This is a genomic window from Microbacterium sp. (assembly GCF_044340635.1).
Lineage (GTDB): Bacteria > Actinomycetota > Actinomycetes > Actinomycetales > Microbacteriaceae > Microbacterium.
On the sequence record NZ_JBIITF010000002.1, the window covers coordinates 12,102 to 32,793 of the forward strand.

Here is a 20,692-nt window from a genome sequence, read left to right on the forward strand (position 1 = left end):
CGAATCGGTGGAGATGTATGCACCATTCAACAGCACCGCGTGACGCCGAATCGCCACGCCTAAGCTGGACCGGTGATGCACCGGCGCGGAACCCTCACCGCTGTGGCGGCGGCTGTCGCGTTGCTGTGCGTCGCACCGTCCGCGGCCGCCGTCGGCGCCACCGCATCGTATGGCGCGGCGTCGACTCCCGCCCCCGCATCCGTCTTCGCATCGCAATCCTCTGACGTGGCGTCCTCCGATTCACCGTCCTCGGGGCCGACCGCGACGGATTCGCCGGCCGGGGTTCGAGTTGTCGCGGGCGCCGATGCGGCGCTGGCCGAGCGTGCGTCCGCCCTCGTCGCGGCAATGAGCCCACGCCAGAAAGCGGGTGCTGTCGTTATGGGGCATCTGCCCTCCACCGATCCCGCTGCCGTGAGCTCCTACATGGAGCAGACGGGCGCCGGCGGCTTCATCGTGATGGGCGCGAATGTCTCGGGCTCCGAGTCGGCGCTCCGTGCGCTCGCCCAGTCCGTCACGCTCGATCCCATGCTGCCTGCACTGGTGGCTGTCGACCAGGAGGGCGGGGACGTGCGGCGGCTGAAATGGGACGACTTCCCGTCGTCGCTGACGCTCAAGTCCGCGCCGCCCGAGTCGACGGCCGCCGCATTCTCAGGACGCGGGTCTCTCGTCGAGCGCGCCGGCATCGACATCAATTTCGGGATCGTCGCGGACTACTCCGACGATCCGGGCTCGTTCATCTATCGACGCTCGTTGGGGACGGATGCCTCGGCTGCCGCACCCCGTGTCGCGGAGGCAGTGTCGGGTGAGGCGTCCTTCGTCGACTCGACGCTGAAGCACTTTCCGGGTCATGGCGCGGCGCCCGGTGACTCGCACCGGACGATTCCCTCCACCGACATGTCTCTTGAGGCGTGGCGTGCCGGCGAAGCACTGCCGTTTCAGGCGGGCATCGACGCCGGCGCTCAGCTGGTGATGTTCGGGCACCTCGCGTACACGTCGGTGGATGCCGCCCCGGCGTCGTTGTCGGTTGCCTGGCACGACATTCTGCGCAACGAACTGGGGTTCACCGGAGTTGCGATCACGGACGACATGGCGATGCTCGAGGCATCCGGAATCGCCGCCTATCGGGACCCGGTCGCGAACGCCGTCGCGGCGCTCGTGGCCGGCAACGACATGGTGTTGGGCGTGGCGTATTCGTCCGTAGATCGCGCGAACGCGGTGATCGACGGCATCGCCGGTGCCGTCGCATCGGGGGCCCTATCTGCGGAGCGTTTGGACGAGGCTGCGACACGCGTGGTCGCGCTGCGCCTGAGCTCGGCGACGGCGGGTGCCCTGCCCTGCAGCGGGTGCTGACCCGCTGGTTCTTTGTCTGAGCCGAATCCTGGCCTGAGCGGGGGTCGTCGGCGTGTGTGGGTCAGAAGGGGATGGGTTCGAGTGGGTCGAATTCGAGGTTGTCGTATTCGATGTCGTCGGGGTCGAGTTCGTCTGGCACGCGCGTCGTTGTCGCGGGGATGGGGTCGTGGGGTATTTCGTGTTCGGGGTCGGGTGCGAATTCGATGGTGCTGATGGGTTTGTCGAGGTAGATGCGTCCGGTGGGGCTGGTCCATTCGAGGACGCCGCCGGGGAGTTGTTTGACGGTCCAGGCGGTGTTGTGTTTGAGCATGTGATGGCGTTCGCAGAGCAACGCGAGGTTGTATTCGCAGGTGACGCCGCCGTGGGCGTGGTCGATGGTGTGGTCAACATCGCAGCGTTTGGCGGGCATGCGGCATCCGGGGAATCGGCAGTGTTGGTCGCGGATGGTGAGGTGTCTTCGTTGTTGTTCGCTGGGCCGGTACCTGTCGACGGCGAGGACTTGGCCGGAGATGGGGTGGGTGAGGATCCGGTCCCACCCGGCCGCGCCAGCGGTGAGCATGCACGCGGTTTGCGGGTCGACGGGGGAGTGCCCGACGAGGAACGCGGTTTCGTAGGGGTCGGTGATGCGCTTCTCGATCAAGCTCATCACCGGGACGGTGATCTGGACGCTCGCGCGGATCGCACCGAGGTCGGTGGGACCGCCGTCGTGCGCGGTGGGCGCGGCCGTGAGGAGCAGGTCACCGAGGATGTCCGCACGGATCTGGTCGGTCGTGCGGATATCAGGGGTGGCAGTGGCTTCGTCGTCCCCGCATCCGCCCGCGTCGCCACCCGTGCCCGCTTCGCCCCGGCGCGCGTCGATGACGGATCGGGCCATCTCGCTGAGCCGGTCGTGCACCCCATGCGCGACGACGGCGGGCAGGAGTGCGCGAAGCTCAGCCATCCCGTCCTCGACATCGGTGACCCAGACGGCGCGGTCTTCGACGGCGCGGCGGTGGCGTTGCTCGAACGTGGTGTCGGCGTACCACTCCGCCCGCCGCTTCGCGAGGGGCGTCAACCGCGTCGCGGACTCCGCCGCCGCGAGCTGCAAGACATCCTGTTCGAACTCGGCCCGCATCTCCGGCGTCTCGATGATCGCCCCGGCGGTCACGATCGCCCGCACATGCGCGCTTGAGATGGCCCCGGCATCCAGTGCTTCGAGCGTGCCTTTGTAGTCGTTCACGAGGGTTGCGGCGTCGCCCATCTGGCGTTGCACGGTGCGGTCACTGACCCGCAACGCGGCACCGATCTCGGCCGCGATCGACCGATACGGGAACCCGGCATCCGACCCGACCCGCCCGTTGTCCGCTTCTTCGGTCCAGTCCGCCGCGATCGCCTCCGCCTCAGCAAACGCGCGCGCTTCCTCAGCGTCCAAACGGGCTTTCGCGGCACGAATCTCGATCAGCTTCGGCAGCACCACATTCATCCGCGCGTCGGCCCGAAGCCGGGCATTCAGTGCGGAATCGGTCATGACTTCATCATCCGACCAACCACCGACATTCCCACCCCGAAAACGACCCGGATCAGGCCTTCACAGATGAGAAGAACATGAGAAAACCGACCCTTCTGGGTGCGTGCTCAGGCCGCACGGCCCGAGCGAGCCAGATCATTCTGCGATGACGGAGATGAAGTGCTCGACCACCGGGAAGGGGTCGTAGAAGTGATGCAGCAGTGCCTTCCAGGACTCGTACTCGCGAGACATCCGAAAGCCCTCTGTGTGCGCCTCGACCGAGTCCCACTCGATGAGCAACAGGTAGAGGTTCGGGGATTCGATCGACCGAGTCAGGGACACGGAACGGCAGCCCGGTCGGTTCGCAACGAGAGGCCGCGCCTGCGCAAACGCCGCCTCGAAGTCGGCCTCGGTACCGGGACGGACGGGAAGGATGGCGTGCTCGAGTATCACGGGGCCAGCTTCGCATGCCGTCGAACTGTCACGAACCGCTCGATCCGGACGACGGACGCCGCGGTTCGTGACAGGTCGACGAGCCGAGGTGGCGCTGGGCGGGGGTGCCCGTTAGCATCGGCGGGATGATGACCAGCCAGGCCGTTCGCGGCCGCTCCCGGATCGGCGATCTGGTCGATCCCTGATCCGCGCCCCTCCCGTCGTCTGTGCGACCTCGACCCACTCACACAGACGAAGGAGCATCATGACCGCGCGTTTCAACCACACCATCATCGCGTCCCAGGATGCGGCCGAGATGGCCGACTTCTACCGGGACCTGCTCGAAGCCGACGAGGCCCCGTCCTGGGGACCGTTCACCAACATCCTCATCGGCGACGGGGTATTGCTGCAGTTCGCGGCTCCGCCGATCGAATTCCCGCCCCAGCACTATGCGTACCTCGTGGACGACGAACACTTCGACCGCGCCTACGCGAAGATCGCCGGCAGCGGTCGTGAGCACTGGGCGGACCCGCAGCGCACCCGCCCGGGAGAGATCAATGACGAGCACGGGGGACGGGGTGTCTACCTGCTCGATCCGTCCGGCCACTACCTGGAACTGATCACGCGCCCGTATCTGTGATCCGGCATCGAACTGTCACGAAACGCTCGATGGGGGCGACGGATACAGCGGTTCGTGACAGTTCGGCGGCCGGAAAGACGCTGTCGAGCAGCGGAAAATCGGACGCACGGGCGACAGAATGTGAACGCCCAGCGTACTCCTAGGTGCCAAAGCGTACATCGAGGAGTAACCTGTCACGCATGACGATGGCGCCAATGAAGGTCCTCGACCCCGATGCCGGGTCCCGTTCGGTCGTTGACCGTGCACTCTCGATCCTGGCCACATTCCAAGGCACTCGCTCCCGGCAGGCCCTCTCCGACATCAGCCGGAACAGCGGTCTTCCGATCGCGACCTGCTACCGCATCGTGCAACGCCTCACCGAGTGGGGCGCGCTCGAGCGCGACAGCGACGGCCGCTACCGCGTCGGCCTGCGGCTGTGGGAGGTGGCGTCACGCGCGCCGCGCTCCGTCGGCCTGCAGCGATACGCGCGGCCTTACCTGCTCGACCTCTACGAGACGACGGGATTCGCGACCCACCTCGCGATCCGCGAGGGCATCGAGCTCGTCTCGATCGAGCGCTTCCACAACCCCCGCAAGAACCCGCGCCGCCCCATCATCGGCGACCGCTACCAGATGCACACGAGCGCCATCGGGCAGGTTCTGCTCGCCTACGCGCCCCGGCATATCCAGGAAGAGGTGCTCGCCGGCGACCTGCCCGCCTTCACCGCGCACACCTACACCGATCGCGACACGCTCGAGCGCGTGCTCGTCGACGTCCAGCGCAGCGGCTACGCGGTGAGCGACCGGCAGACCGACCTCGAGAACGTCGCGGTCGCCGCCCCCGTCCGCGGATTCGACGGCTCGGTCATCGCCGCTGTGTCACTCTCGTACCCGCCCGAAACGGGCGACGTGCGCGGAATGGTGCACCTCATCCGCCTGACCGCGACCTCGATCTCGCGCACCCTCGCCGCCGCGGGCTACGGCGACGCCGCCAGCTGACCTGCACACACAGACAAGACCGGGCACACACAGACAAGACCGGGCACACACAGACAAGACCGGGCACACACAGACAAGACCGGGCACACACAACAGGGCCCGCGCAGCACACGGCAGCTCTAGACGAACCCCTCTGGCCGCCGCGGTGTGTACGGCGCCTCGATCCGCGCCACCTCGTCGTCGGTGAGCTCGACATCGAGCGTCGCGACCGCGTCCGAGAGGTGATTCGGCTTCGTCGCCCCGATGATGGGCGCCGACACGGCCGCCTTCGTGAACTGCCACGCCAAGACAACCTGGGCGCGCGAGATTCCGCGTTCGTCGGCGATCGACCCGACGGCATCCGAAATCGCGCGATCGGATGCCTCGTCCTGGCGGTAGAGCTTCGCGCCCGTCTCGTCGAGCCCGAGCCGCTCGCTCGAAGCGCCATACGGTCGCGAGAGCCGTCCCCGCGCGAGCGGGCTGTAACTGAGCACGCCGACCCCGGTCGCGGCGCAGAACGGATGCATCTCGCGCTCTTCTTCGCGCATGATCGGGTTGTACTGATCCTGCATCGAAACGAACGGCGTCCAGCCGTTCCGCTCCGCGACGTGCTGCGTTTGCGCGAACTGCCACGCCCACATCGACGACGCGCCGAGGTAGCGGACCTTCCCCGCCCGTACGACGTCGTGCAGCGCCAGCATCGTCTCTTCGATCGGCGTATGGGGGTCGTAACGGTGGATCTGGTACAGGTCGATGTAGTCGGTGCCGAGGCGCTGCAGCGAGGCATCCACCTGCGTCATGATCGCCCCGCGTGACAGGCCTTGATCGTTCGGACCCGGCCCCATCGGCATCGCGAGCTTGGTGGCGATCACGACCTGGTCGCGGGTCGCGAACTCTCGAAGCATCCGTCCCGTGATCACCTCACTCGACCCGAGCGAATACACGTTCGCGGTGTCGAAAGTCGTGATACCGGCTTCGAGGGCGGCCCGGAAGAACGGGCGTGAGTCGTCTTCGTCGAGCGACCACCCGTGGCCTCCCCGCCCCGGCTCGCCGTAGCTCATGCACCCCAGCACGAGCCGCGAGATCGTGAGTCCGCTCGCACCGAGTTTCACGTGCTTCACAACTGCCTCCTGAGACGTGGACGGGACGGATGCTTCGGCGGGCGATCCGGTCAGCGCGTGAACGCCGACAAGCCCGTGATCGAACGCCCCACGATGAGAGAGTTCATCTCGTGCGTGCCCTCGTAGGTGTAGACCGCCTCGGCGTCGGTGAAGTACCGGGCCAGATCGTGGTCGACACGGATGCCCTCGGCCCCGGCGATCTCGCGCCCGAGCGCCACCGTCTCGCGCACACGGTCGGCGGCCCAGGTCTTCGCCAGCGCGGCGACGGTCTCGGTGAGCTCGCCGCGCACCTTCAGGTCGGTCAGGCGAACCGCGAACGAGAGGGTCGCGGTCGCGTTGCCGAGCATGCGGGTGAGCTTCTCCTGGATGAGCTGGAATCCGGCGATCGGGCGTCCGAACTGCTGCCGCCCGAGTGCGTACCGGAGCGCGGCCTCGTAGGCGCCGATCTGCATGCCGGCCGCGTTCCAGCCGATCACGTAGCGCAGCTGCGCGAGGATCGCCGAGACGTCCCGGAACGAGTCGATGCGCTGCAGCCGCTCGGACTCGGGCACGACCACGTCATCGAGCGTGATGTCGCCGTTGCGCACCATGCGCAGCGCGATCTTGCCGCGGATGTCGGTCACACCCACACCCGGCGCATCCCGTGGCACGAGGAATGCCTTGGCCGCGCCATCCGCCGCGTCCTTCGCCACGACCAGGATCAGGTCCGAGAGTGCGGCGTTGCCGATCCACCGCTTGTGGCCCGTGATGCGCCACGAATCGCCCTCGCGCGTCGCGGTCGTCGCCATGCCGGCCGCGACGTCCGAGCCGTGATCGGGCTCGGTCAGCGCGAAGCATCCGGTCACCTCGAACGTGGCGATACGCGGATCGAGACGCGCGACCTGTTCGGGGCTGCCGCCCTCGCGCACGACTGTGCGGAACATGCCGACCTGCCCGCCGTAGAGCGTGGCGATGGATGCGTCGAAGCGCTGGAACTCGAAGTGCTTGAACCCGATGTAGTACGGGTTCGGGGCGCCGTTCGCGTCGAGCAACGCCGGGTCGTCCTCGAGGTTCAGGGCCGCGAGCTCGGTGCGCAGGTGCGCGGGGGATTCGGCGGCCTCCCACCAGTCGGCGAGGTGCGGGCGGGCTCGCTCCTCAAGCAGGTCGCGCAGGGCCTGCAGCTTGGCGCGCTCACCCTCCGACAGCAGGTCGGCCGCGTAGCCGAGCAGGTCGGTCGGTGCCGCACCTCGCGCCGGTGCATCCATCAGCGATCGCCCATCAGTTCAGTCCGAGGAGCCGAACGGCGTTGTCTTTCACGATCGCCTGGCGGGCCGCGTCCGGAAGCTCGAGCGCATCGAAGTCCTTGAGCCACCGATCGGGCGTGAGTGCCGGCAGATCCGATCCGAACAGCGTCTTGGCGTTGAGGTAGGTGCGGGCCGCGCGTACGAGCGAGGGCGCGAAGTACTTCGCCGACCAGCCCGACAGCTCGATCCAGACGTTGCCCTTGTGGGTCGCGACCGAGAGCTGCTCGTCCTGCCAGGGAACGCTCGGGTGGGCCATGACGATCTGCAGCTCCGGGTGGCGCGCGGCGACGTCGTCGAGCAGCATCGGATTCGACAGGCCGAGCCGGAATCCGAACCCGCCCGGTAGCTGAGCGCCCGCGCCGGTCTGCCCCGTGTGCACGATGATCGGCAGGCCCAGCTCTTCGATCGCGGCGAACAGCGGGGTGTAGGCGGGGTCGGACGGATCGAACGCCTGCACGGTCGGGTGGAACTTGAACCCGCGCACGCCGATCTCGGCCTGCCGGCGGGCCTCGTCGACCGCGGCCTCGCCCTGCAGGGGGTCGACGCTGCCGAACGGGATGAGCACGTCGGCGTTGCGCGCCGCACCCTCGACGATCTCGTCGACGCTGTTGGGCGCGTGATCGAGGTTCGTGGTCGCGTCGACCGTGAAGACGACCGCGCCCATCTGCCGCTCGCGATAGTAGGCGGCGGTGGCATCGACATCCCGCGGCTTCTCATCGCTCTTGAAGTACTTCGCGAGGGCCTCGGTCAGTGCCGGCGGCGACGCCGTGCGACCGGTGGAGTCGATCGAGACGTGCACGTGCATGTCGATCGCGGTCAGCGGCGCGGGGTCGAACCCGGGGATCTTGCTCATACGTTCGCCTCCTGCAGTTCGCGCAGCGCGTCCTCTTTCACGCGAGCCAGCTCGACCTTGCCCGTGATGGAGCGGCCGAGCGTCTCGCGCACGAAGAGGTGCCGCGGTTTCTTGAATCCGGCCAGTCGCGACGCGACGAACTCGAGCAGCTCGGCGCTGTCGATCTCGGCGCCCTCGGCGGGTGCGACCATCGCGCTGACGGCCTCGCCGAATCGCGGATGCGGCAGCCCGAACACGATCGCATCACCGACACTCGGATGCTCGAGCAGCACCTCTTCGACCTCGGTCGGGAACACCTTCTCTCCGCCGGTGTTCACAACGGCCGAGAGGCGGCCGAGCAGGTCGATCGTGCCGTCGCCGTTGGAGCGCGCCCAGTCGCCGGGCACCACGTAGCGGTGGCCGCGGATCTGGAGGAAGGTCTTCGCCGTCTTCTCGGGATCGCCGTAGTAGCCCTTCGGCAGAACGCCGCGGTAGCCGAGGATGCCGAGGGCTCCGGCCTCGAGCGAGATCTCGTTGTAGTCCTCGTCGAGCAGCACGGCGCCGGGCGTCAGCACGAGGCGCGCCGGCAGGTCGTCGACGCCCTTCGTGATGCCGAACGCGTACGGGCCGCCTTCGCTGGACGCGAGCAGATCGATGATCTCGAGGTCGCCGAGCGAGTGCAGGCGCCTCTTCACCTCGTCGCTGAAGCGCATGCCGGACGAGAAGATCCACTTCACATGGGGGAGACCATCGTGCTGCTCGGCCTTCTCGGCGAGGGGGAGCGCGAGGGCGTCGCCCGCCACGATGAGCCGCGTCGCACGGTGCTCGGTCATGAGGCGGTAGGCCTCTTCGAGATCCATGCTCGGGTGCGCGTGCAACACGACCGTGCCGCCGAGCGACAGGGTGCCCATCGTCATCGACTGGGCCGTGCCGTGCAGCATCGGACTCATGGGGAGCGTCACGACCTTCGGCGTCGCCGGGTCGATCGCGATCTGGATGGCCCGCTCGAGGGTTTCGGGCGGCTTGATCCCGGTGACGGCCCAGGTGGACTGGCGGCGCGCCTCGAGCAGCGTGTCGAGATCCCACTCGACGGCCTTCGGCGCGCCCGTCGTACCACCCGTGTACAGGCGCAGGACGGCGCCCGCGGGAGCCTCGGCGGGCATCGACCCGCCCGCCGACACGATGTCCTCGTAGCGGACCGCGCCGGGGATCGAGGAGCTGTCGAAGGTGCCGTCCGTGTCGTCGACGAGGACGATCGGGATGTCGAGCCCCGCCGCGGCCTGCGCGGCGATCGCGCCGAACGACGCGGGCGCGAAGAGCACCTTCGAGTCCGAGTCGACCAGCAGCGCCCGCACCTCGCTGGCGTTGTAGCGGTAGTTCAGCGCCACCGGTGCGACACCGGTGGCGAGGCACGCCCATGTGAAGGTGAGGTACTCGGGCCGGTTGTAGAGCAGCGTCGCCGCGGCATCCTCGGTCTGCAGCCCGCACTCGTCGATGAGGTAACGAGCGATGGCGCCGGACTCGTCGGCGAACTGGCCCCAGGTCATGTCGCCGTCGCGGGTGATGATCGCGGTGCGCTCCGGAGCCTCGCGGGCTATGCCCTGCCAGAGGTCGGAGTAATGGATGCGAATCACCCGCGTCACCCCTCCGTGCGGGACGGCGGACCGGATGTCTGCGCCTGGGCGGCGAACCGCGACTGCCAGCTGGCGTCGATGGCCGCGGCGCTCCATCCTCCGTCGGCGTAGTCGACGTCGAGCACGGCCGGGTGCGAGTAGAGGGTGAGTCGGTCACCGCCGATGCCGATCGCCTGACCGGTGACCGCCTGCGACTTCTCGGAGGCGAGCCAGACGATGAGCGGGGCGACATCTTCGGGGCTGCCGAGTCCCTTGTCGCGCCGGATCTCGCGGGGGATGGGCTCACCCGCGAGGTAGCGCTCGTAGAGCTCGGTGTAGGCGGGGATCGTGCCCGTCATGGGCGACATCGCGATCGGGATGACGGCGTTCGCGGTGATGTCGGCACGGGCGAGCTCGAGCGACCACGTCCGCGCCATGGCGACGAGTCCGGCCTTGACCGCGGCGTAATTGGTCTGCCCGAAAGATCCGAACTGACCCGCCGGCGAGCCGATGACGATGATGCGTCCGCCCTCGCCCTGCTCACGCATCCGGATCGCGGCGGCACGCCCCGTCGTAAAGGTGCCGCGTAGGTGAGTCGTCACGACGGCATCGAAGTCGTCGTCCGACATCTTCCACAGCACCCGGTCGCGCAGGACTCCGGCGTTCGCGACGAGGATGTCGAGCCGGCCGAAGGCGTTCACGGCATCATCGACCAACTGCTGCGCCGTCTCGGCCGAACCGACCGGCGCGACCGACGCGATGGCCCGGCCGCCGCGTCCCTCGATCTCGGTCACGGCGTCGGCGGCGGACTCGGCATCCACATCGTTGACGACGACCGCGGCACCCGCGTCGGCCAGGGCGATCGCATACGCGCGACCGAGGCTCCGGCCCGCACCCGTCACGATCGCGACGCGACCGTCGAGACGGATGTCGTCCGCCGCAGCGCCCGACATCTCCTCGGCGGCGCTCACTTGTAGTGCCTCAGGACGAGCTCGGCCGCGACGGCCGGCTTGGTCGCACCCTCGACCTCGAAGACGAGCGCCAGGGTCACCTGCCATCCACCGGGAATCTCTTCCACCTTCGCGACCGTCCCACGCACGCGGATGCTCGCGCCCGAGGGCACGGCATTCGGGAACCGGATCTTGTTGAAGCCATAAACGATGCCCGTCGAGGTGCCCGACACCTTGTAGATCTCGCGGAGGTGGGGGACGACCATGCTGAGCGTCAGCATCCCGTGTGCGATGCGCCCGCCGAACGGCGACTTGGCCGCGGCCTCGGCATCGACGTGGATCGGGTTGTCGTCGCCCGAGAGCTGCGCATACAGATCGATGTCTTCTTGGGGGATCGCACGCCAGGTCGACGGGCCGAACGCGCGGCCCTCGATGGAGCCGACCTCGTCGATCGTCGTGAACACGTGCAGCTGCTCGGAATCAGCAGGAGCGCTGGTGGGCGCGGGGGAGTTCTCGGTCATACGGGCTTCCTTGCCTGATCTGCTCGGCCTGATCGGGTACACCTGATCGGTACCTTCGCCATCCTGCCGTGTGACAGACACCCTGAGACGCAGCTTTTCGAACAGTGAAACCGCCGCCGTGGCCCCCCGCGGCCCTATGCGACATTGCTTGCGGCCCCCGGCGCGGTGGGCCAGCGCTTACATCAGCGGATACAGAGGAGTTTCACGCATGTCTGTCACGGTGTCCAGCACGCCCGAAGTCGATTCCCACGAGATCATCGACGCCGTCGAGTACTACTTCCAGAACGAGTGGACGGATGGCCTGCCCGTCGTCCCCGTCACCGAGTCCTACCTCGCCGAGTTCCTCGCGACGGTAGACCGTGACCCGTCCGAGGTCCTCTTCACGGTCACGCACCTGAACCGCAGCATCACGGTGCGCCTCGCCGCGCTCAACGCCGCGCTCGCCGGCTGCAAGCCCGAGTACCTGCCCACCGTGATCGCCGCGTGGGAGTCGGTGGCGAAAGAGCCGCACCCCGCCCGCGGCATCTGGCAGTCGACCACGGGAACGGCCCCGTTCCTGCTCGTCAACGGCCCGGTGCGAGCCGAGCTCGAGATCAACAGCCGCGGCAACATCTTCGGCGGCGGGTTCCGCGCCAACGCCACGATCGGCCGCGCCATCCGCCTCGGCCTGATCAACGTCTTCGGTCTGAACCCGCACGGGCTCGACCAGGCCACGCAGGGAAACCCCTCGAAGGTCACAGCCGTCATCGCCGAAAACGAAGAGCAGAGCCCGTGGCCCTCGTTCGCCGTCGAGAACGGGTTCGCCGAGGGCGACAGCGTCGCGACCATGTTCGTCATCCGCTCCGTCGTGCACATCGAGGCGCGTCACACGATGATCCCCGAGCAGCTGGCTCTCGACTTCGTCGATACCATCTGCCGCACGGGCGCCCTCATCCACGAGTACACGTCGACGTTGCTCGTGCTCGTGCCCGAGCACGCCGAGCTGTTCGCCAACGCGGGCTGGAGCAAGGACGACCTCCGGGCCTTCATCTTCGAGAACGCCGTGCGTGATCGGGCCGAGCTCGCCCGGGTCGGCAAAGAGGCGCTCTCGAACAAGACGCGCTGGCGCCTGCCCGCGGACCACCCCGACTCGACCCCCGACACGGCGAGCGCTTCCGACACGCCCGACCGCGTGCGGCTGCTCAGCCATCCGACCAACGTCCAGATCGTCGTCGCAGGCGCGGATAACGCGGGTGTCTCGGCGGTCGTCGAGGTCTTCACGCTGAACCCGCCGCGCGCGATCCCGTTCTCATCGACCAAGATCGACGAGTAAGGCTATGCCCGCTCTGCGGGCCTGAGGAGGAGCGATGCAGCTCACCGACGAAGAAATCCGGATGCGTGACGGCGCGGATGGCGCGGCCGTCGCGGCCGCGATGGACCTGCTGATCCGGTACGGCGAGGCGCTCGGGGCGGAGCGTCTCGTCGACACCCGCAATGTCGCCGGCACGATGACGCAGCCGTCACCCGCGAAGGCACAGCTGGTGCGCGAGGGCGGCTGGGCCAAGGCCTACGCCGTCATCAACCTCGATTGCGACGACGACATCGAGATCCCGCGCATGAAGGTGCCGACCTGCCAGCTGCAGCACGGCTTCTCCGACGATGCCGAGGGACTCACGGCCTATTCGCCGCAGTCGATCGAACTGCAGACGGATGCCGAGAACTACTACTCCGAGCGCGGCGTCAACATCCTGGCGACCTGCACGCCATACCAGGTGGGTAATCTGCCGGTGCGTGGCGAGCACGTCGCGTGGATGGAGTCATCCGCCGTCGTCTACGCCAACTCGGTACTCGGTGCCCGCACCAACTGCGAGGGGGGTGCTTCGACGGGCGCCGCCGGGCTCACCGGCAAAATCCCGTACTGGGGCAACCACATCACCGAGAACCGGTACGCGACGCACCTGCTGCAGGCCGACGCGCGCATCGACACGTTCCAGGAGTGGGGCATGTTCGGCTACTTCGTGGGCGAGCACGTGCAAGAAGCGCGTCCGGCGATCGTCGGATCGTTCGCGCAACCCGACCTCGCCGACCTCAAGCACTTCGGTGCGGCGACCGCGACGTCCGGCGGTGTCGAGATCTTCCACATTCCGGGCATCACTCCCGAGGCGCCGACGCTCGAGGCCGCCTTCGGCGGGGGAGCGATCCCCGAGCCGATCCGCTACGGCGAGGCCGAACGTCGCTGGGTATACGACACCCTCAACGCGCAGGGTGAGAGCGACGAGGTCGACTTCATCCTGCTCGGCTGCCCGCACGCGTCGCTCGACCAGGTCGCCCTCGTCGCCCACTTGCTCGAGGGCAAGCGCCTGAAGGAGGGGACGGAGCTCTGGGTCATGACACCGCGAGCCCTCCGCACCATGGCCGACCGCAACGGGTACACCCGCGCGATCACCCGGGCCGGCGGCAAAGTGCTGACCGATTCGTGCCCCGCCATGTCGCGCGCAGCCCCTCCCGGCACGAAGGTATTCGCGACAGACTCGGCCAAACAGGCGCACTATCTCCCCGCCATCCTCGGCATCGAGGCCTGGTTCGGAACGCTCGAAGAGTGCGTGGACGCGGCCATCACCGGACGCTGGCGCGGGGCGCTCGCGTGAGCGCCGTCACGGACGACTACCGCGAGCCGATCACAGAATTCCGTGGACGGGGCATCGTGCCCGGCGTGACCGAGGCGGAGGCGCTCGTGACCCGAGACCCGATCTCGGGTTTCGGGGGGATCGACGTCGCGACCGGCACGGTCATCGAACCCCGCCACGAGCTGTTCGGTGTGTGCTTCACCGGCAAGGTGCTCGTCTTCCCCGGCGCGAAGGGTTCTTCAGGTTGGTCGGGGTTCTTCCAATCGACGCGGCTCATGGGCACGGCACCCGCGGCGATGGTGTTCAACATCGTCACGACCAAGGCCGTTCTCGGGGCGATCGTCACCCGCATCCCGACCGTCGTCGAAGCCTCGCCCAACCCGCTCGACGTCATCCGCACGGGGGATCTGCTCCGCGTCGACGGCGACACAGGGGTCGTCACCATGCTGCGTCGCGGTGCTGCCCCTGCAGGTTCCCCGCGAGTTCGCTCGGCTGATTCCATCCAGTAAAAACTCGCGTTTGCATCCCGAGTTATGCTCGGCACACTCGATGGACCGGCCGCACAGTTGCGGGCGGGTCATCCGACACAGGAGTCGAAAATGTCCACAGCAGTGCAGAAAAAGAACCCCTGGTCCTTCCGTCGACGCATGCGAATCACGACCACGGCGCTCGTCGCCGTAGCCGGACTCGCCCTCGCCGGATGTACGGGAACAGCCGCGCCGTCGGCGAGTGAGGGCGAGGCTGCCCCCGCCGAACTCAACGACATCGTCGTGGTGTCGTTCCTTCCCCTCCAGTCGTTCACCTTCACGCCCGAGATGTACGCGTACTCGTCGGGCATCTTCGAGGAGTACGGCCTCGACGTACAGCTTCAGCCCGTGCAGGGAACGTCGGCCGCGATCCAGACGCTGCTCGGTGGCGCAACCCCGATCACCCGCGTGAGCACGGTCGACGTCATGCCCGGCATGGAGTCCGGCCAGCCCATCGTCGGCGTCGGCACGATGGCTTACCGCAGCAACCTGCGCGTCATCTCGACCGAAGAGAACCCGATCGAATCGGCAGCCGACATGGAGGGCAAGGTCATCGGACTCGGCTCGGTCGGCGGCACCAGCGAGAAGATGCTCAACTTCGCCCTCGACGACGCCGGAGTGGATCGTGACTCGGTCACGCGTCAGGCTGTTCCCGTCACGTCCGCGACCTACGAGCTTGTCAAGCAGGGTCAGCTCGACGGGTACGTCGTCAGCCTCGACACCTCCATCGGCATCACCGAGCAGAACGAGGATGCCGTCTCGAGCCCCGCAGGTCTCGTCGATGCCCCCGAGCGTCAGGTCTGGATCACGACCCAGTCGAACCTCGAGAACCCGGAGCGGGTCGAAGAGATCGAGCTGTTCCTCGCCGCGATCAAGGAAGCGACGCAGGAGATCATCGACGACAGCGAGAACGACTTCGCCAACGTCCTCGCCACGCTCCGCGACAGCGGTGACTGGGACTTCGCGGCTCTGACCGACGACGCGATCGCGGTCGAGGCCTTGAAGACCTACACGACCGAGACGTGGATCGACTCGACCGGCACCGTCGGTCTGCTCGAGAACGACGAGGACTTCTGGACCACGATCTACGACTCCTACGTCGCGGGCGGCCTGCTCGAGGGCGGCGCCGACCCGTCGGCGTGGATCACAAGCGACCTGCTGCCGGCCAACTAAACCTCGCAGCCATCCGGTGGTGGTCTCGCGGACTCCGCGAGGCCACCACCTTCCCCTGAAACGAGAGCGATGATGCCCCTATGAGCACCCCGATCCCGACTCCGTCCCCGGCCGGAAGCGCACCCGCATCCGGTACGACCGACACCGTCCCACGACTGAAGATCCAGGGCGTGGGACGTGACTTCATCACACGCTCCGGCACGACGCACGCTGTCTCAGGCGTCGACCTGACCATCGAGCGCGGTGAGTTCATCGCCCTGATCGGCCGATCCGGTTGCGGCAAGACGACGCTCCTGCGCATGATCGGCGGGCTGCTGTCGCCCACCGCGGGCACGATCGAGGTCGACGGCAACAATCTGTGGCGCGGCACGACCGTCGATGAGTCGGCGATCACCAAGCTCGGCTTCGTCTTCCAAGAGAGCAACCTCTTCCCCTGGCTGTCGGTGCTCGACAACATCGCCCTGCCGATGAAGCTGCGCGGGGCGAGCAAGCAAGCCCGCCGCGCCCGTGCCACCGAGCTCGCGGCCCTCGTGGGCCTCGGCGGGTTCGAGAAGTCCTACCCGCGTGAGCTGTCGGGCGGTATGCGCCAGCGTGCAGCCATCGCGCGTGCACTCTCGACCGAGCCTGACCTGCTGCTGATGGACGAGCCGTTCGGTGCCCTCGATGCTCTGACGCGCGAGCGCATGAACCTCGAGTTGCAGCGCATCGTGCTCGAGACGACATCGACCGTCGTCTTCGTCACCCACGACATCCCCGAGGCGGTGTTCCTGGCCGACCGCGTCGTGCACATGACGCCGCGACCGGGTCGCGTGCGTCAGATCCTGCCGGTCGCCGAGCCGAAGCCGCGCACGATCGACACCACGACGACCGCCGAATTCAACGAGATCGTGCGGAAGCTCCGTCACGACATCGACGAGGAGAACTGATGAACCGCCAGAAGGTCATGCGGATCCTGCCCTGGGTCGTGACGCCGGTTCTGGTCGTCGTGATCATCGTCATCTGGCAGCTGGTCGTGACGATCGGGCAAGTCAACCCGTTCCTGTTCCCACCGCCCGCCGCGGTCGGCGAGAAATTCATCGGACTGTTCACAACCCCGGGAATCTGGGGTCACACCCTGACCACGCTGTCCGAGATCCTCATCGGGTTCGCGATCGCCGTCGTGACCGGTGTCGTCGTCGGCGTGCTGCTCGGAAAGCTGCCCTGGCTTGAGGCGAGTGTGCGTCCGCTCATCGTCATCACGCAGGTCGCCCCGAAGGTCGCCTTCATCCCGCTGTTCGTCATCTGGTTCGGATTCGGCATCACGTCGAAGATCTGGCTGTCGGCCCTCTTGGCCTTCTTCCCGATCATGCTCAACATGCTCCTCGGTGTCCGCTCGGTCGAGCAGGGGCAGCGCGAGGTCATGAAGAGCCTGAACGCATCGCGCACGCAGACCCTGCTCCAGCTCGAGATGCGAAGCGTCCAGCCCTATCTGTTCGCGGGTATGGAGGTCGGTATCGTCCTGGCCACGACCGGTGCGATCGTCGGTGAGTACATCGCCGGCAGCCAGGGACTCGGATTCCTCGTTGTCTCGAGCATGAACCAGCTGGATGCCGCGCTCACCTTCGCGCTCATACTCTGGCTCTCGCTGCTCGGGCTCGCGCTGTATCTGATCGTGAACGAGCTGAAGCGCTTCTTCATCCCGTGGCACGAGTCGGTGTACGGCCTGCGCAACACCACGGCGTAACGCGCCGCACAAGGCGCCGCACTCTGCGCCGAACGAATAGGCCGACGGATGAACTCCGTCGGCCTATTCGTTGCCTCGGACGACCCGGGGCCGGAGTGCGGCGGCGGACCGGCCGCGGAGGGACGACCACCACACACCCGCGCCGTAGGCGACGTCATCGAGGCGCCGGGCGAGCGTGAACCGCACCGGGTCGAGCCGGGGACGCAGTCGCACGTACTCGATCGCGGCATCGCCGAGGGCGGCGACGAGCGCAGCGCGGCGCACCCGCTTCGACCCGAGCGCGAGGACGATCGTGAGCGGCCACCAGTGCCGCACCAATAGCGCCGATCCCTGCACGAGCGTCGTGACCGTTCCCTGAGCAGCGAGAAGCGCCGCGAGACTGCGCCGATTCGGGATGTGCGAGATACGTCGGGAAATTCGTGCGGCAAAAGCCGCGACGATGCCGACACCGACCGGCACGGACCACGGGCGCTGCGCCAGGGTGACGGTGAGTAGCGCGATGCTCCACGGTGGCAGGGCCACCGGCGCGATGTCCTGCGGATGCCGCACACCGAGCCCGTATGCCCCCGTGCCGTAGTCGAACTTGCGCCGCATCCAGGCCACGAGCGAGGCACGATGTTCGTGCCGGACGATCGCGGTGGGGTCGTACGTCACGCGATGACCGGCGGCCACGAGACGCCACACGAGGTCGACGTCCTCTCCGACCCGGAGGTCGGCATCGAACCCGCCCCCGAGCGCAGAGACACGTGCGACGAGGCACGTGCTCGACACCCAGGACACGCGGCTGCGCGGACGGACGGTCGAGGCATCCGGACCCAGATCGAGTGAGGACCGCGCGTCCTCGTACCTTTCGAGCCAGGTCTCGCGTTCCTGCCGCAGCCCGCGGACACCGGGTGCGACCAGAGCGACGTCGGGGTCGATGAGGTGCCGGACGAGCGTCTCGAGCGCGTCCTCATCGAGGACGACATCCGAGTCGACGAATGCCACGTACGGCGTCTGCGCCGTCGACATGCCGGCGTTCCGCGCCGCGGCGGGGCCCCGATTCTCGGGCAGCTTCACGAGCCGCGCGCCATGCTCGGCCACGACGCGAGCAACGGCCTGCGGACGAACGGAGCCGTCGTCGACCACGACGACCTCGGCGACACCCGCGGGGACGCTCGCGAGCAACCGGGCGAGTGGGGTCGGGCGGTCGCGCACGGGGATCACGACCGTGAGCATGCCGAGAGGAACGTCCGGAAGGGAGGCCGACAGAAGCTCGCCCATGCCGGTCTCGAGAAGGTACCGAGCGAGCGCACGGCTCGTCTCGTCACCTACCGCGAGATCGCGTCCCGGCAATCGTTCGGCGGCCGCCGCGCTGATTCGCGAGACCCGGATCGGAGCACCGCCCACGAGGACCCGCCCGCCCGTTCGACGAGTGTGGGTATTGAGACGCACGATGGTGCCATCCGGCGGGAAGGTCGGGTCAGACATCCGTCCCGCCCCGATCGCCGGTTGCTGGCACGAGTCGTCCGTCGTCCGCGACGACGCCCGTGAGTCGCCTCCACGCTGCGTCGACAATGGTCGCCAGGAGCTGCTCGCCCGCCTCGGCCGACGCCCCACGCGGGTCGCCGAGTACTCCGTTCGGCGAGACCGCCCGCACACCGCCAGTGCGCAGGCGGGGGAGGAGAGCGGTGATCGGGTCGGTGGCGCCGGGTTCGAAACGATCGAAACGGATGGCCGGGGCACGCAGATGGGCCATGATTGACGTTTCGTCATAGCCCGCGTGGGCGTCGTGGCGCCCACGCGCGTCCGCTGCACACGGCAGCCAGGCCGCGTCGCGACCTTCCGACCGGAGCACACGGACGGACGCGACGAGGGCGTCCAGATTGCCCCCGTGCGCGTTGACGAAGACCACACGGGGCGCCCACGACGACGCCGAGCGACCGAGCTCGATGAGCATCAGCTGAAGCGCTGCCGTACCGATCGAGAGCGTGCCGGGAAAGTCCTGGTGCTCGCCGCTCGACCCGTACGCGATCAACGGCGCGACGACGGCATCGTCACCCCGATCGCGCGACCGCGCGGCGAGTCGATCGGCGACCGTCTGCGCAATCGCCGCGTCGACGTCGAGCGGCAGGTGCGGTCCGTGCTGCTCGGTCGCGCCGACCGGCACCAGCAGGAGAGGTGCGGCGACGCTCGGCCACGTTCGGTCGACGAGCCGCGCCGAATCGTCCAGCGGGTGCTGATCCGGGCGCTCGGGCATCAGTCGACCGGAGCCTGCGGAACCCCCAGTCGACGCTCGAAGCCCGGCGGGATCCAGAGGTCTTCGCGGCTCAACTCGTCGATGGAAGCCCGGCCGAGGCCGAGGACGGCAGAGTCCAACCCGCCTCGCAAGATGTCGAGCACGTTCTCGACGCCCGCCTGTCCGTTCGCGGCGAGGCCCCACAGGTACGCACGGCCGATCATCACGGCATCGGCGCCGAGCGCCAGGGCCTTCGCCACATCGCCGCCGCGGCGCACGCCGCCATCGAGGAGCACCTCGATCTGGTCGCCGACAGTCTCGGCGATGCCCGGAAGCATCCGAATCGCTGCGGGCGTGGAATCGAGATTGTTGCCGCCGTGGTTCGACACCGAGATCGCCGAGACGCCGGCATCCACGGCGCGGAGCGCGTCGTCGATGCGTGAGACACCCTTGAGGAGGAACGGACCGTCCCACTGCTCGCGGAGCCACGCGACGTCTTCCCAGCTCGGCGGCGGGGTCGTCATCCATTCTCCGTAGGCCCCGAAGAACGTCGGCGGCTTACCCCCGCCGACGGCCAGGTTAGGCGCCGTGAGATCGGGTACGCGGCCCGAACGCAGGAACTCGGCGAGCCACTGCGGACGCACGAGTGCGTGCGGTGCGAAGCGTGCGGCGGCGCGCAGGGTCAACTTTTCGGGAATCTCGGGGCTGCCCCAGTCGCGCCCGTGCGAGAACGACCAGTCGAGTGTCGCGATGAGGGCCTTGGCGCCGGCCGCGCGGGCCCGGTCGATTCGCTCGAGCATCGTGTCACGGGTGCCCTGCCAGTACACCTGGTAGAGCACGTTCTCGTTCGCGGCGGCCACCTCTTCGACGCTCTTGCTCGCGAACGAGCTCAGGCCGATGGGGATGCCCCGGTTCGCCGCGGCGCGTGCGACCGCGACCTCGCCGTCGGGATGGACAGCCTGCACCCCCGTCGGCGAGATGATCACCGGCATCCCGATGTCGAGACCCAGGACCGTCGTCGACAGCCGTCGTTCGGCCTGATGACCGGCGACCTTCGGAGCGAACGCGAGTTCGCCGAACGCGGCCAGGTTGTCCTTGTACGACAGCCCCCGCTCCGACCCGGCGATCAGTGCGCCGTAAACGGGGGCGGGCAGTCGCTTCTTCGCGCGACGCTGCGCCTCGGCGACCGTTTCGAACCACGGATTGGGCATGGGTGTCTCCTGAAAGGGGTCGTGCTGAGAAGGGAACCGGATGCGTCGAA

The 20,692-nt window shown here is 68.0% G+C and carries 20 protein-coding genes; 9 read left to right on the top strand and 11 right to left on the bottom strand.

The features are described from left to right. Positions 1-75 precede the first annotated feature (75 nt). Positions 76-1,350 carry a glycoside hydrolase family 3 N-terminal domain-containing protein gene (locus ACIQ0W_RS01800; RefSeq protein ID WP_396641426.1) on the top strand — a complete coding sequence of 425 codons (1,275 nt, stop codon included), beginning with the start codon at positions 76-78 and terminating at the stop codon, positions 1,348-1,350. A gap of 61 nt (positions 1,351-1,411) precedes the next feature. Here ACIQ0W_RS01800 and ACIQ0W_RS01805 read toward each other — a convergent pair whose 3' ends face one another. Then, positions 1,412-2,857 (bottom strand): DUF222 domain-containing protein, encoded by a 1,446-nt coding sequence (locus ACIQ0W_RS01805; protein ID WP_396641173.1) that lies wholly within the window; start codon positions 2,855-2,857, stop codon positions 1,412-1,414. Between the two features lie 135 nt (positions 2,858-2,992). Next, positions 2,993-3,289: an antibiotic biosynthesis monooxygenase family protein gene (locus ACIQ0W_RS01810; RefSeq protein ID WP_396641174.1), complete on the bottom strand. Its 297-nt coding sequence runs from the start codon at positions 3,287-3,289 to the stop codon at positions 2,993-2,995. Positions 3,290-3,533: 244 nt separating this feature from the next. Between ACIQ0W_RS01810 and ACIQ0W_RS01815 the strand changes: the two genes are divergently transcribed. Next, a complete protein-coding gene (locus ACIQ0W_RS01815) occupies positions 3,534-3,908 on the top strand; it encodes a VOC family protein (RefSeq protein ID WP_396641175.1) in 375 nt (124 codons plus the stop codon). A gap of 179 nt (positions 3,909-4,087) precedes the next feature. Further along, positions 4,088-4,885: an IclR family transcriptional regulator gene (locus ACIQ0W_RS01820; protein ID WP_396641176.1), complete on the top strand. Its 798-nt coding sequence runs from the start codon at positions 4,088-4,090 to the stop codon at positions 4,883-4,885. A 119-nt stretch (positions 4,886-5,004) separates the two neighbouring features. Here the strand turns inward: ACIQ0W_RS01820 and ACIQ0W_RS01825 are convergent, their stop codons facing one another. The 6 genes from ACIQ0W_RS01825 to ACIQ0W_RS01850 are packed head-to-tail and all read right to left on the bottom strand — an operon-like array spanning position 5,005 to position 11,184. Next, positions 5,005-5,985 (bottom strand): aldo/keto reductase, encoded by a 981-nt coding sequence (locus ACIQ0W_RS01825; protein ID WP_396641177.1) that lies wholly within the window; start codon positions 5,983-5,985, stop codon positions 5,005-5,007. Positions 5,986-6,035: 50 nt separating this feature from the next. Continuing rightward, positions 6,036-7,229, bottom strand: coding sequence for an acyl-CoA dehydrogenase family protein (locus tag ACIQ0W_RS01830; protein WP_396641178.1), 1,194 nt, complete (start codon positions 7,227-7,229; stop codon positions 6,036-6,038). A gap of 13 nt (positions 7,230-7,242) precedes the next feature. Then, positions 7,243-8,121 carry an amidohydrolase family protein gene (locus ACIQ0W_RS01835; RefSeq protein ID WP_396641179.1) on the bottom strand — a complete coding sequence of 293 codons (879 nt, stop codon included), beginning with the start codon at positions 8,119-8,121 and terminating at the stop codon, positions 7,243-7,245. After that, positions 8,118-9,734 carry an AMP-binding protein gene (locus ACIQ0W_RS01840; RefSeq protein WP_396641180.1) on the bottom strand — a complete coding sequence of 539 codons (1,617 nt, stop codon included), beginning with the start codon at positions 9,732-9,734 and terminating at the stop codon, positions 8,118-8,120. The genes ACIQ0W_RS01835 and ACIQ0W_RS01840 overlap by 4 nt, the downstream gene beginning before the upstream one ends. A gap of 5 nt (positions 9,735-9,739) precedes the next feature. Further along, on the bottom strand, positions 9,740-10,642 hold the full coding sequence (locus tag ACIQ0W_RS01845) for an SDR family NAD(P)-dependent oxidoreductase (protein ID WP_396641427.1): 903 nt from the start codon (positions 10,640-10,642) through the stop codon (positions 9,740-9,742). A 38-nt stretch (positions 10,643-10,680) separates the two neighbouring features. Continuing rightward, positions 10,681-11,184, bottom strand: a complete 504-nt coding sequence (locus tag ACIQ0W_RS01850; protein ID WP_396641181.1) for a MaoC family dehydratase — start codon at positions 11,182-11,184, stop codon at positions 10,681-10,683. Positions 11,185-11,392: 208 nt separating this feature from the next. Here ACIQ0W_RS01850 and ACIQ0W_RS01855 point away from each other — a divergent pair, with 208 nt between their 5' ends. The 6 genes from ACIQ0W_RS01855 (at position 11,393) to ACIQ0W_RS01880 (ending at position 17,213) form a co-directional block, all read left to right on the top strand. Then, the gene (locus ACIQ0W_RS01855) at positions 11,393-12,496 is read left to right on the top strand and encodes a hypothetical protein (protein ID WP_396641182.1); all 1,104 of its coding nucleotides are present in this window, start codon (positions 11,393-11,395) and stop codon (positions 12,494-12,496) included. A 34-nt stretch (positions 12,497-12,530) separates the two neighbouring features. After that, positions 12,531-13,811 (top strand): aconitase X, encoded by a 1,281-nt coding sequence (locus ACIQ0W_RS01860; protein ID WP_396641183.1) that lies wholly within the window; start codon positions 12,531-12,533, stop codon positions 13,809-13,811. Then, entirely contained in the window at positions 13,808-14,299 is a 492-nt protein-coding gene (locus tag ACIQ0W_RS01865; protein WP_396641184.1) for an aconitase X swivel domain-containing protein, read from the top strand. Before ACIQ0W_RS01860 ends, ACIQ0W_RS01865 begins: the two co-directional genes overlap by 4 nt. Before the next feature lie 138 nt (positions 14,300-14,437). Continuing rightward, a complete protein-coding gene (locus ACIQ0W_RS01870; protein WP_396641185.1) occupies positions 14,438-15,490 on the top strand; it encodes an ABC transporter substrate-binding protein in 1,053 nt (350 codons plus the stop codon). A gap of 80 nt (positions 15,491-15,570) precedes the next feature. Continuing rightward, the gene (locus ACIQ0W_RS01875; RefSeq protein WP_036301006.1) at positions 15,571-16,416 is read left to right on the top strand and encodes an ABC transporter ATP-binding protein; all 846 of its coding nucleotides are present in this window, start codon (positions 15,571-15,573) and stop codon (positions 16,414-16,416) included. After that, entirely contained in the window at positions 16,416-17,213 is a 798-nt protein-coding gene (locus tag ACIQ0W_RS01880) for an ABC transporter permease (RefSeq protein ID WP_036301003.1), read from the top strand. The genes ACIQ0W_RS01875 and ACIQ0W_RS01880 overlap by 1 nt, the downstream gene beginning before the upstream one ends. 63 nt (positions 17,214-17,276) lie before the next feature. Here the strand turns inward: ACIQ0W_RS01880 and mftF are convergent, their stop codons facing one another. The 3 genes from mftF to mftD are packed head-to-tail and all read right to left on the bottom strand — an operon-like array spanning position 17,277 to position 20,642. After that, positions 17,277-18,683, bottom strand: a complete 1,407-nt coding sequence (gene mftF / locus ACIQ0W_RS01885; protein WP_396641186.1) for a mycofactocin biosynthesis glycosyltransferase MftF — start codon at positions 18,681-18,683, stop codon at positions 17,277-17,279. Next, positions 18,676-19,452 carry a mycofactocin biosynthesis peptidyl-dipeptidase MftE gene (gene mftE, locus ACIQ0W_RS01890; RefSeq protein WP_396641187.1) on the bottom strand — a complete coding sequence of 259 codons (777 nt, stop codon included), beginning with the start codon at positions 19,450-19,452 and terminating at the stop codon, positions 18,676-18,678. The genes mftF and mftE overlap by 8 nt, the downstream gene beginning before the upstream one ends. Continuing rightward, positions 19,452-20,642 (bottom strand): pre-mycofactocin synthase MftD, encoded by a 1,191-nt coding sequence (gene mftD, locus ACIQ0W_RS01895; RefSeq protein WP_396641188.1) that lies wholly within the window; start codon positions 20,640-20,642, stop codon positions 19,452-19,454. Before mftD ends, mftE begins: the two co-directional genes overlap by 1 nt. Positions 20,643-20,692: the final 50 nt, after the last annotated feature.